The organism is Citrobacter sp. MGH100, assembly GCF_001034465.1.
GTDB classification, from domain to species: domain Bacteria; phylum Pseudomonadota; class Gammaproteobacteria; order Enterobacterales; family Enterobacteriaceae; genus Citrobacter; species Citrobacter youngae.
Window position 1 is genome coordinate 636,467 of sequence record NZ_KQ089800.1, and the last position, 11,772, is coordinate 648,238.

General features: G+C 51.1%; 9 protein-coding genes and 2 tRNA genes. 5 read left to right on the forward strand and 6 right to left on the reverse strand.

From position 1 onward, the window contains the following. Positions 1-143: 143 nt before the first annotated feature. Positions 144-1,331: an MFS transporter gene (locus SK32_RS02940; protein WP_053065215.1), complete on the forward strand. Its 1,188-nt coding sequence runs from the start codon at positions 144-146 to the stop codon at positions 1,329-1,331. Here the strand turns inward: SK32_RS02940 and SK32_RS02945 are convergent. The 3 genes from SK32_RS02945 to SK32_RS02955 all read right to left on the reverse strand — a co-directional run bounded on the left by SK32_RS02945 (position 1,308) and on the right by SK32_RS02955 (position 6,462). Continuing rightward, positions 1,308-4,082, reverse strand: coding sequence for an ATP-binding protein (locus tag SK32_RS02945; RefSeq protein ID WP_048211287.1), 2,775 nt, complete (start codon positions 4,080-4,082; stop codon positions 1,308-1,310). The two genes, SK32_RS02940 and SK32_RS02945, sit on opposite strands and share 24 nt — an antisense overlap. 638 nt (positions 4,083-4,720) lie before the next feature. After that, entirely contained in the window at positions 4,721-5,578 is an 858-nt protein-coding gene (locus SK32_RS02950; RefSeq protein ID WP_048211288.1) for a DMT family transporter, read from the reverse strand. Then, complete coding sequence (locus SK32_RS02955; RefSeq protein WP_048211289.1) at positions 5,578-6,462, reverse strand: MurR/RpiR family transcriptional regulator; 885 nt, start codon at positions 6,460-6,462, stop codon at positions 5,578-5,580. The genes SK32_RS02950 and SK32_RS02955 overlap by 1 nt, the downstream gene beginning before the upstream one ends. Positions 6,463-6,538: 76 nt before the next feature. Here SK32_RS02955 and SK32_RS02960 point away from each other — a divergent pair, with 76 nt between their 5' ends. Both SK32_RS02960 and SK32_RS02965 read left to right on the forward strand, forming a co-directional pair. Continuing rightward, entirely contained in the window at positions 6,539-7,435 is an 897-nt protein-coding gene (locus tag SK32_RS02960; RefSeq protein ID WP_048211290.1) for an oxidoreductase, read from the forward strand. Positions 7,436-7,446: 11 nt separating this feature from the next. Next, entirely contained in the window at positions 7,447-7,695 is a 249-nt protein-coding gene (locus SK32_RS02965; RefSeq protein WP_048211291.1) for a hypothetical protein, read from the forward strand. A gap of 149 nt (positions 7,696-7,844) precedes the next feature. Here the strand turns inward: SK32_RS02965 and SK32_RS02970 are convergent, their stop codons facing one another. Together SK32_RS02970 and SK32_RS02975 are read right to left on the reverse strand one after the other, a co-directional pair. Next, positions 7,845-9,113: a tyrosine-type recombinase/integrase gene (locus SK32_RS02970; RefSeq protein WP_048211292.1), complete on the reverse strand. Its 1,269-nt coding sequence runs from the start codon at positions 9,111-9,113 to the stop codon at positions 7,845-7,847. Positions 9,114-9,274: 161 nt separating this feature from the next. Next, positions 9,275-9,350: transfer RNA gene (locus SK32_RS02975), tRNA-Asn, on the reverse strand. 326 nt (positions 9,351-9,676) lie between these two features. On the opposite strand from SK32_RS02975, the gene nac reads away from it, so the two are divergent. Both nac and cbl read left to right on the forward strand, forming a co-directional pair. Beyond that, positions 9,677-10,594, forward strand: a complete 918-nt coding sequence (gene nac / locus SK32_RS02980) for a nitrogen assimilation transcriptional regulator NAC (protein ID WP_048211293.1) — start codon at positions 9,677-9,679, stop codon at positions 10,592-10,594. Positions 10,595-10,695: 101 nt separating this feature from the next. Further along, a complete protein-coding gene (gene cbl, locus SK32_RS02985; RefSeq protein WP_048211294.1) occupies positions 10,696-11,646 on the forward strand; it encodes an HTH-type transcriptional regulator Cbl in 951 nt (316 codons plus the stop codon). Between the two features lie 42 nt (positions 11,647-11,688). On the opposite strand, the gene SK32_RS02990 is transcribed toward cbl, so the two are convergent. After that, positions 11,689-11,764: transfer RNA gene (locus SK32_RS02990), tRNA-Asn, on the reverse strand. Positions 11,765-11,772 lie beyond the last annotated feature (8 nt).

Genomic DNA, 11,772 nt, shown 5'->3' on the forward strand with positions numbered 1-11,772 from the left:
TAACATGAGCAGTATTAGTAACAAATCTCTTTTTCAGGAGCTTGTGCATCAGAATTCAGACGTCTGAAAAAAGCGGTCAAAGAGTTGGGATTTCCGTCTGCTTATACTCCAGACGATATTGAGTTTAGAGCCAGGAGTGGTCAATGCGAACGGACAATCATGAGCTTTCTTCTGCCAGGATTCTTATGCTGGCGATTATTTGCTGTATTGTTGTAGCTAATATTTATTTTAATCAATCTGTCCTGAATTTAATTGCCGGATCCTTTCCCAATGAATGGGGGGCTGTTTCTTTGATCCCCATGGGCACCCAGTTAGGCTATGCGGTGGGCTTATTCTTTCTGATCCCACTGGGCGATTATATTGAACGTCAGCGGATTATCCTGCGTCAAGCGCAGGTGCTTTTCCTGGCACTGATCGGCATGATGTTATCGCCAACGGCGACAGTGTTGGTGTTCTTCTCCTTCCTTACCGGGATGGCTGCAACAGTAGCCCAACAGATAGTGCCGCTTGCCGCCTCGCTCTCCAGAACTTCTGCACGAGGTAAAACCGTGGGTACGGTGATGAGCGGTGTCCTGGCAGGTATCCTTGCTGGCCGGGCTATCGGAGGCCTTATTGGTCAGTACTTCGGCTGGCGCGGTGTCTTTTTGTTCGGCGCGATCATGACTTTGCTGGCTATATTTTTCATCTTGCGCATTTTGCCTGCTCAGTCGTTGCCAACGCCAAAGTTTAACTATCTGGCGGTATTACGTTCATTAGGACAGCTGTGGAAAAGCGAGCCGCAGGTGCGTGGTGCAACTCTTACACAAGCAATGCTGTTTGCCTCCTTCAGCGTGCTGTGGACCGTGCTCCCTTTCTGGTTAGCTCATCGCTACGATTACGGTGCAGGGGTAACCGGAACCCTGGCTGCTTTGGGGTTAATCGGTATTCTGTGCGCGCCTCTGGCGGGAAGTTTCAGCGATCGTCAGGGACCATTCCGAATGGTTGTTTTTGGTGTGATACTCATGCTGCTGGCTTGGGCTGTTTTTTGGAGATGGAACAGTATGGCGGGTATGGTGGTGGGCATTCTACTACTGGATGCGGGTGAACAATGTGTACTAATAGCTAATCAGCACACGATTTACTCTTTGCGTCCGGATGCCAGAAACCGCCTTAATACACTATTTATGTGCGTTATGTTTATTGGCGGAGCATGTGGCTCACTGACTGCCACCTGGATATGGGAGACAACTCATAACTGGGCGCTGATTTCTACAGCGGGGGCAGGGCTCGTGATCCTGGGGATGTTAATAACCGTGAGACGTAAATATTCAGGTCTCCATTCGGGCACATAGTGCCATAGCATTTCTTACATCCGTCGCCCTATCTGAGACATCAACATCATGTAAAGCGTCCTGTATCAATTGTTTAGCAGCCCATTTTTCCCCGGCTTCAGCCTGCAATGTCGCCAATGAATAAGCAATACGGAGGGCCCAGCCATGAGCCTGTTGCTGGTGCGCTTTGTCTAGGGCCTGCTCCAACAGCAGGCGTTGCTCCTGAGGAGGTAATTGAGTGGCAGAAAGACGCATCAGCTCAGGCGTGCACCAGTTTTCATGATCCTGGCGGGCGGTTCTCAGCGATAACCCGGTATCAATTTCTGACAACAAGGGGGAATATTGCCAGTCTAATCCCATCGCCCGCAACGAGCTAAACAGTGTGGTCTGACTAACATCGGTATGACTGAACTGTTTGGCCCAAACAAGAAACAGCTCGCCGTATGTCTTCCAGAAATACAAATCATGCCTTTCTGCCAGATGAATAAGCCAGTTTGCGGCCCTTATAACCCAACGTGGATTACGATCCAGTGCCGCTGTCATACAAGCGCCTTCAGCCAGTGCACAGCAAAGAGAACAGACATGCTGCAAACGAGCAGCTTTTTTAACACCGCGCCATGCCATCTGTTTCGCGGCCTTATACTCACCCTGTAACCATAGTAAACGAGACAGAAAGGCCTGACCGGCGGTCTCTTGATCAAGACCAAAACGGAAAGAGTGACTTAATTCGCCATGTTCATACCAGTCAAGAGATTGCTGGAGATAATCACGCCCGACATAATGACGTCCCAAAAAATGCAGGGATACACCGAGAATACGCAGCCCGGTTGCCATCGCCTCCTCGTCACTAATGGACCGTGCTAGCTCGCACATAGATTGCGCATGCTCAAGCGCTTTATCCAGCTCGCCAGTACGGAGATAATACAACCATAATCCGTAATGAGCCTGTAAACGTATTTCTTTGTCGTCGAGCTTTTCTGCAAGTGCCAGCGCGGTTTTCCAGGCTGAATGTGTTTCAGGCGTAGGGCCTTTTGCCCAGGTTGACGCCTTACCTGCTACAGCGCTGAGATTCATTCTCTGGTGTAGCGTTAATACTACCCGAGAAGTATTTTCATAAAGCAGAGGATAGATATAGCGCTGACATTCATCGTAGAGTGAATATTCAATCCAAAAAGGGGTCATCTCTTGTAAGATCTCAAGCCCCTTAGAGGGATCTGCCCCCTCAGTCAACGTTTGCTGTAATACACTCCGCAAATCATTAAGCATATGGCTATAACGTTCACGCCACTGTCCCGTTGGCAGCATAAACCAATCACCTCGGGCCTCTTCTACCAGATCTTTATAATAACCGGCAAAACGGGCCTCAAGACCAGTATATTCACCCTGTTGCCTGAGTTTATCGCATGCGAACTGGCGCATGGTTTCCAGCAGGCGGAAACGGGTCTCTGGTACCTGAGTACTGACCTGAATCAGGGATAAAGACAGCAATCTTTGCAGATCGTCAACAACCTGCCAGCGATGCTTGTCTTTAATAAGCAGAAAGTCGCTTACTGATTTCACACTGAACATATCGGTATAGATCCCCAGAGAGCAAAATAATCTTTGTTCACGTGTGTTGAGTAACTGATAAGTCCACTCCAGCGTGGTCAGTATTTTCTGATGTCTGGGCACCAGAGAGCTGTGCGTATTGCTCAATAGCTGGAAACGGTCTTCCAGTCGGCTATAGATCTCTTTGACACTCATGACTGGCAGACGGGAGGCCGCAAGTTCAATCGCCAACGGCAGACCGTCAAGATGACGGCATAACTCGCCAATCAACGACAGTTCGCTGGCTGATGGATGGAAATTATGTCGGTTGGCCTGCCCGCGTTCGATAAAGAGGCGGACACTGTCAAAAGTCAGTAACTCGTGGGTATCAGCCTCTTCGCTCTCAGGAACTTGTAATGGCGGTAGTAGATATTGTTGCTCGCCGGCAACCTGTAACGCTACCTGGCTGGTCAACAACAGTTTTATATGGGGAGCCAGGTGCAGGAGAAACGTAATAACTGGTTCCAGTTCACTAATTACATGTTCACAGTTATCAATCAGCAGTAAACATCGACGCCGTGCAAGCTGTTGCCGTAAATCGGCATCATTATGAATGGCAGCTAATGGAAGATGGAGCGCTTGTGAAATAACAGATAGCAAGCTGGATGCTTCGGTGATATGCGCCAGTTCAGCCACACATATTCCATCAGGAAAATGCGAGTGTGTAAGGCTGACGACTTCCCATGCCAAACGAGTCTTACCCACGCCCCCTGAGCCTGTAATCGTCACCAGACGGTATTGATCCAATAAGGCGCATAATTCCTGCACAGCTTTATCACGCCCCAGAATCGACGCTAGAAAAGGGGTAACAGCGGGCTCAGGTATTTCTGATTTAGAGAGCGGTTCAGTTGGCAGTTTATTGATATTAAAGCGATAACCACAACCAAATTCAGTAATCAGTAGATGGCGGTCATGACCCAGTATGCGGCGTATAGCTGAAATTTGTGCCTGAAGATTATTTTCTTCGACGATTTCATTTCCCCACACTTGAGTAAGTAAAGATTCTTTACTTACCGCTTTACCTTCAGCACTCACCAGAACAACCAGAACGTCAAAAGCTCTGGCAGAAATTCTTACTGGCTTACCCCGATGTAACAGAATCCTTAGCTGTGGCCAGATTTGCCAGTCAGCAAAGTGAATCTCATCAATTGATATCATGGTGTTGAGATCTTCTGTTTTGAGCATCACGAACTCTCGGTATGGAGTAAGCCATTTCTAACGAAAGTGGTCATCAGAATCAGGCTACATGTTGAATGTGCTGCATCGGCGTATAACTATTCAATACCACTTTTACCGTTAATGATTATAAAGCCAATAGTGCTATGTGGCATAGCTTTGCGATCAAGCTGGTTATTGCCATCAGGCCTGGCTGGAAAAGCACCTGCATGGATAATCATTCGACCAGGGATTAACCTTCCAATAGCAGCGTGTGTCCACAGAACATTTAAATAATGGTGGTACTGGATGCCAATGCCAGGACTGATGGCCGTTTTTACAGTCTTATCTCATTGGCGCTAACAGCCACAGACAGCGGAAGCGGACTCGATACCATTACCATAATCGGGGCATATTGACGAATGATCCGTGCTGACAATGAGGCGACGACTGGCGCATGCATCATTATTGCAAGCACTGTGGGGGATTCCGATGCCGCCATCGCGATATCTGGTTCCATATCCGTCGCTTGCAACACATCTTCCTAGCAACATTTTCGATGGCTTTGCGTGTTTCCTGCGAAGGTATATTTCCCTGCGCTGTTGCCTTTAAGGAACATAGCAACCCTGAGCCTTTGTCACTCGTAGTATTGGCATCCAACGGAGCGATCAAAGGCTAATCATTGCTATGCCGGACAGCACCACTAATGCACCGGCAATCCGGCGTGCCAGATGATTTTCACGAAACAGCCAGTACGAAAGAAGAGAGCCGATAATAATGGATGTTTCCCTGAGAGGAGCGACGAGTGCCAGTGGCATGCTCTGCATGGCTGTCAGTACAAGGATGTAGGCAAGTGGAGAGCATACAGCAATGATAAGGATTGGGATGATATCCACACGTAAAGTAGTTGAAATTCGATATCGTCGTCGCATCGCCCCAGGGGTAAGAATCAGACTCTGTAGCAGGAGTGTGCTGGCGTAATAGCTCACTGGATCCAGGCGCAGAGAGATTATCGAATAACCGTCCCAGAGGGTATAGCCAGCGATGGTGGTCCCCGTTGCTGCCCCCCATAGCATTCCCTGTAGAGGTCGGCTTCCGCTCCTGAACGGATTGCCAGTAGCGACAAAAATACCTGCGATAATGAGAAGCGCGCCAAGTAAAGCGTTTGCTGAAAGCCGTTCACCCATGAGCAGGGTTGCAAACAGTATTGTCAGAACCGGCCCGCTTCCCCGAGCAATCGGATAAACAATACCAAGTTCGGCTCGCTCGTAGCCAGCCTGCAAGATTAGAGAATAAGCGATATGAAGTACAGACGAAATAACTGCCGCGACAGCGAGTCGCCAGTCGAACGCCTGTTGTCCATCAACTATCAGAATGAGGCTGATAGGAACCCATAGCAATGCTGAGGCACAGCTGTAGGTCCAGACGAACACAAGTGTGTCTTCCTTCTTATATTTTGAGGCTATATTCCAAACTGCATGAGCTACCGCAGCAGTAAGAATCATCGCAACCGCGCTTAACTGCATCAAGTTATATCCGGTAAATCAATGCCCGCCCGTTCAGCCCGGCGATTTTGTTCTTTATCTCGCAGAGTGAGGGCTGCGACCAGCGTATCAATAACGACGAGCTGAGCAAGCCTACTCCCCGCAGCGGCCATCTGTGCCGGTAGTGGCACTCCGCCAACAACGAGTGAAACATTGGCGAGTGTTGCCAGTGGAGTATCGTACTGGTTAGTTATTGCGATAAGCGATGCTCCAGCCGAGGATGCAGCATCAGCGACGGCGAGTGTGGATGATGTGCGACCAGTTGAACTGACGACGATGATTACGTCTCCTGGACCGAGGAGGCGGGCAGCAATCATGGCTGATAAATAATCCTGGATACTGATGGTTATCACACCCGCCGTCCGCAACCGAAAGACCGCATCAGCGGCAACCGTTGCAGAGGGGCCAGCACCAAATGCAAATACCTGGCGTGCACCCTGGATTAAATCGACCGCCTCATCAAGGGCGGAGATTTCGATAGCACCGCTGAGCGCAGTCAGTGCGTCTACACCAGCACGAATTGATGTTTCCAGCACCGATGCCAGCGTCGCATCCGCTGTGAGGACTTCAGGCGGGGCAAAGAACCGGGCAGTGCCACGAGCCCGGGCAATCTCTATCTTAAGTTCAGTGAACCCGGTGAACCCGATTGCTCGTGCAGCGCGTATTACTGTCGGCGGTGATACACCAGCACGGGTGGCAACCTGTGCTGTCGTGCTGGTACCGACAAACAAAGGATCGACAAGCAGGAGATCGACAACTTTAGCCTCACTTGCAGCAAGTCCGCCGCTTCGGGCGTGAATGCTGCCAAGCCATTGCTGTAACCGCTGCTCGCCTTCTGAAATTCCATTACCAATTTCTTTATTCATGTGTAATATATTACATACCCTTTGTGAAGGGCACAACCACCACGTAAGTAGATTCTGTTGCAAGGAGTCCGCATTCATGGACGCTGAAATCAATACGATTGTCGCTGTTGTGGGTCCAGGTGCCATCGGCACCACAGTCGCGGCGGCGTTACACGAAGTCGGCCGCACACCGCTGCTGTGTGGACGTACACCCCGCGATCACCTGACCCTGCAAGACGGCGACCACTATGTCACCGTGCCCGGTCCGGTACAGACGAATCCGGCGCAAATCACTCGCACGGCTGATCTTGTCTTTCTGGCAGTCAAGTCCACACAAATCGACGCGGCAGCAGAATGGCTCAAGGTGTTGACCGGCCCGGAGACGGTTGTATGCGTGCTCCAGAACGGGGTTGAACAGTTGGATAGGCTCGCGACGTACTCTCTGCCCGGACAGATCGTTCCTGCTGTCGTGTGGTTTCCCGCACAGGTGCAGTCAGATGGCTCAGTACGCTTGCGCGGCGAGGTACGCCTCAGCCTGCCAGACACGCCAGCTTCCTGCTCAGTGGCCAAAGCGCTACAAGGCACGCGGTGCTCCGTAGACCTGGCCGCGAATTTCAGCTCACTGGCCTGGCGCAAACTATTGCAGAACGCAGTGGCTGGACTCATGGCGCTCACGCACCGCCGCTCGGGCATGTTCGGGCGTGCTGATATCGCCAGGCTTACTCTGGCTTATTTACAGGAGTGCCTGTCCGTGGCACGAGCAGAAGGCGCAGAACTCGGTGACGAAGTGCCGCAGGAGATCCTCGATAAGTTCCGGGCGGCTCCCGCAGACATGAGCACTTCCATCCTCACGGATCGAGAAGCTGGCCGACCGCTCGAATGGGATATTCGCAACGGCGTCATTGCGCGTCGCGGCCAGGTTCACGGCATTCCGACGCCTGTCAGCGACATCTTGGTGCCTCTTCTTGCGGCTGCGAGCGACGGCCCCGGTTGACCCTGGAGCCGATGATCGTGCTATTACTTCTCTTCTTCCTCGCCTTCGGTGCTGGCGTGCTCAGCGGCGTTGTCGGTACTGGCTCGTCGCTAATCATGCTGCCCGTCCTCACACGTGGGCTTGCCATTGGCATCGCATTGCTCGTCGGTTCGATGATTGCGAAACGTCTCGTCCAGAAACTCCAGACGCACACGTTCGAGCTTCTCATTGATGCAGTTCTCGTCGCCGGGGCAGCAGGGATGATCCTCGCTCTCAAATGAAATGGCACGCTTGGACTGACGACGTAAGTGTGTTGTTATCGTGTAACAGCTTTCTACAGGCAGCGATGGGTCGAGATGAAGGGGCTAACAAGCTATTAGAAATGAATAAAGCCGTACCAGTGTATGCTGATACAGCTTTTTGTTATGGATCATGCCGCTTCGTTCTTTTTGCCCCGCCTTGTACTAAAAGGTGGTACGTATGCGAGCCGACATGTGTCCAGATAATCCGACCACCATTGCATCATCTCCTTGCGGGCTTCCAGATGCTCAGCCTTATGAATGTAGGCTGCTCGAACGCTATTACGTTCCTGATGGCTCATCTGCCGTTCAACCGCATCCTGCGCCCACAATCCAGATTCCATCAGCGCACTACAGGCCATTGCCCGGAATCCGTGACCGCAGATTTCATTTTTCGTGTCATAACCCATCAAGCGCAGCGCTTTGTTGACCGTGTTTTCGCACATGGGTTTATACGGATTATGGTCACCGGGGAATATCATGTCCTGATGCCCGGATATTTCCCGTATCTGTTTCAGAATAGCGATGGACTGACGGGAGAGGGGAACGATATGCGGTGTGCGCATTTTGGCACCACGCCCGGAATAGCGGACACCGGGGATGGCTTCACGGGTGGCTGGAATTGTCCAGATTTTGTTCCTGAAATCGATCTCAGACCAACGGGCGAAACGCAGTTCGCTGGAACGGATGAACAAGTGCAGGGTGAGTGAGACGGCCAGGCGGGTTAATTCTCGTCCTTGCTTGTAGTCCTCAATGCGGGTTAACAGTTCTGGTAGTTTCTCCAGCGGAAGGGCAGGGTAGTGACGTTTAACGGGAGGAGCGATGATACCGTCCAGATTGGCTGCTGGATTGTGTTCTATCAACTCTTGATGCACGGCATGACGCATGATGTTGCACATATGCTGCCGGGTACGCGCCGCCACTTCCAGCAGACCTTTTTTCTCAATCCCTTTCAGCAGCTCGATGAAGTGGCGAGTTTTCAGTTCTGTGACTGTCAGGTGTCCAATGATCGGGAAGATATGGTTATTCATGCTGGCAAGCAGGCGGGCGGCATGGTTTTCTGACCATGAGCGGTTGCTTTTATGCCACTCTAGTGCCACATGCTTGAATGTTTTATCTGGTGAGGAAGTGGTTCTTTCAGCAGAGCGCTGTTGTGCGGGGTTGATATTCTGCGCCAGCAATTTACGGATACCATCACGTTGCTGACGAGCGTCGGCCAGAGATACATCAGGGTAGGCACCTAAGCCGAGGCGTGATTCTTTTCTATTGATGCGATATTTGAGATACCAGAGACGTGAACCGCCTGGATTAACTAAAAGGTACAGACCGTGAGAATCGGAAACTTTGAAGGGTTTTGCTGATGCCTTTAAGTTGCGGATTTTAGTGTCGTTAAGAGACATTTGGGGGTCACTCCGTCATCGAACCAACTTGACCCCAAATCTGACCACCAAATTCTCCCGATGCGGAGGGAAAACTAAAAATGCACCGGGAAGATATTTCACGCTAACTCATTGAATCAGAATCACATAGGGATTCGCAGAGTGGCATGAAATCAAGAATTTGGCTCCTCTGACTGGACTCGAACCAGTGACATACGGATTAACAGTCCGCCGTTCTACCGACTGAACTACAGAGGAATCGTGTGAACGAGGCGCATATTAGCGGGGGCGATGGGGGTTGTCAAAGGGGTAAATGAAATTGTGTGTTCGTTTGCTGACAAATTCAACAAAGCGGCGATCTTTCATGCTTTTTAGACATTTGCCCCATTCTGGTGCGGGTCTACCTCTTGTGGGGCAGCCCGGAAAAACGCGGAATCAGTAGAAGCGATCACTTTCCTGCGCCATCCCTTACTTAACGGGAGCTTAACATTAAATAATAGTCTACAGATGAAACTGGCAAGCATCTTGCAATCCTGAGTTTCATGATTGCCAGCATGGGTTCTGGTATTCCGACAGGAGGCAAAATGAACTTCAGACGACTGAAATACTTCGTAAAAATCGTCGATATTGGTAGCCTGACCCAGGCAGCGGAAGTATTGCATATCGCTCAACCCGCGCTGAGCCAGCAGGTTGCTACGCTGGAGGGGGAGCTGGATCAACAGTTGTTGATCCGCACCAAACGCGGGGTGACGCCGACGGAGGCGGGGAAAGTGCTGTATACGCACGCCCGGACGATATTACGTCAGTGTGAACAGGCACAGCTTGCGGTCAATAATGTAGGGCAGACCCTGAGTGGACACGTCTCTATTGGCCTGGCGCCAGGCACTGCGGCATCATCAATTACCATGCCGTTATTACAGACCGTTCGCGCCGAGCTGCCCGATGTACTGGTCTATTTGCATGAAAACAGCGGGGCGGTGCTGAACGATAAACTGCTCAGTGGTCAATTAGATATGGCGGTGCTCTACGAGCGCTCGCCGATCGCGGGTATTTCCAGTCAACCGTTACTCAAAGAGGATCTTTTCCTGGTGGGGACGCGTGAATGTCCTGGGCCTGGTGTCGATTTAACGGCAGTCGCGCAGATGAATTTGTTTCTGCCACGGGATTACAGTGCGGTTCGTCTCCGTGTTGACGAAGCCTTCTCACTGCGCCGCTTAACGGCGAAAGTAATAGGTGAAATTGATTCTATCTCCACCCTAACGGCCGCGATTGCCAGCGGTATGGGGGTGACAGTCTTACCTGAATCGGCAGCCCGGGCATTATGCCATGCAGCGAATGGCTGGATGGCGCGGATTACAACGCCCTCCATGAATCTGCCCCTCTCGCTTAACATGTCAGCCAGAGGCAGTTTGACACCACAGGCTCAGGCGGTGAAAGAGATCCTGTTGTCGCTGGTTAGCCGTCCGGCTCTGGAAAATCGGGAGCTACAGCTGGTGAGTTAGACCTTATTCCAGCCAGGAATAAGATGCAGGTTTTTATTATTTGTTATGCCGGGCATCAGACTTTAACAATAGCGTAATGTCTGATGTACCCGGAGCGAAAAGTGAATTTCCAGCAACTTAAAATAATCCGCGAGGCGGCCCGTCAGGATTACAACCTGACGGAAGTCGCGAATATTCTTTATACCTCGCAGTCGGGGGTAAGTCGGCATATTCGTGAACTTGAAGATGAACTTGGCATCGAAATTTTTATTCGTCGTGGTAAACGTTTACTTGGCATGACCGAACCGGGGAAGGCGTTGCTGGTGATCGCTGAGCGTATTCTTAATGAAGCCAGTAATGTTCGCCGACTGGCGGACCTGTTTACCAATGACACGTCTGGTGTGCTGACCATTGCGACCACACACACGCAGGCACGCTATAGTCTGCCTGCGGTGATCAAAGCATTTCGTGAGCTCTTCCCGGAGGTTCGCCTGGAGCTTATCCAGGGGACGCCGCAAGAAATTGACGTTCTCCTGCAAAATGGTGGCGCAGACATTGGTATTGCCAGTGAACGACTCAGCAGCGATCCGCTGTTGGTGGCATTTCCCTGGTTTCGTTGGCAGCACAGCCTGCTTGTTCCACTCGATCATCCATTAGTTAAGGCTTCCCCGCTTACGCTTGAGTCTATTGCTCACTGGCCGCTCATTACCTATCGGCAGGGTATTACGGGGCGTTCACGTATTGATGAGGCATTTGCGCGTAAAGGGTTGGTGCCGGATATTATCCTCAGTGCACAGGACTCGGATGTGATTAAAACGTATGTAGCGCTGGGGCTGGGAATCGGGCTGGTGGCGGAGCAATCCAGCGGAGAGCAGGAGGAGGGGACGTTAACCCGCCTTGATACCCGGCATTTATTTGATGCGAACACCGTTTGGCTGGGGCTCAAACGTGGTCAGTTGCAGCGCAATTACGTCTGGCGATTCATCGAGCTATGCAACGCAGGTTTATCTGTGGAAGAGATTAAACGCCAGGCGATGGAGCCTGATGAAGTGATGATTGATTATCAGATATAAAGCAAAAAGCCTGCTTAGTTTCCTAAGCAGGCTTCTTAAATATGGCTCCTCTGACTGGACTCGAACCAGTGACATACGGATTAACAGTCCGCCGTTCTACCGACTGAACTACAGAGGAATCGTGTG

Coding starts and splice junctions, on each gene's coding strand:
- nac (WP_048211293.1), top strand. CDS start 9,677: ATGAACTTCAGACGACTGAAATACTTCGTAAAAATCGTCGATATTGGT.
- SK32_RS02960 (WP_048211290.1), top strand. CDS start 6,539: ATGGACGCTGAAATCAATACGATTGTCGCTGTTGTGGGTCCAGGTGCC.
- SK32_RS02955 (WP_048211289.1), bottom strand. CDS start 6,462: ATGAATAAAGAAATTGGTAATGGAATTTCAGAAGGCGAGCAGCGGTTA.
- SK32_RS02970 (WP_048211292.1), bottom strand. CDS start 9,113: ATGTCTCTTAACGACACTAAAATCCGCAACTTAAAGGCATCAGCAAAA.
- SK32_RS02950 (WP_048211288.1), bottom strand. CDS start 5,578: ATGCAGTTAAGCGCGGTTGCGATGATTCTTACTGCTGCGGTAGCTCAT.
- SK32_RS02945 (WP_048211287.1), bottom strand. CDS start 4,082: ATGCTCAAAACAGAAGATCTCAACACCATGATATCAATTGATGAGATT.
- SK32_RS02940 (WP_053065215.1), top strand. CDS start 144: ATGCGAACGGACAATCATGAGCTTTCTTCTGCCAGGATTCTTATGCTG.
- SK32_RS02965 (WP_048211291.1), top strand. CDS start 7,447: ATGATCGTGCTATTACTTCTCTTCTTCCTCGCCTTCGGTGCTGGCGTG.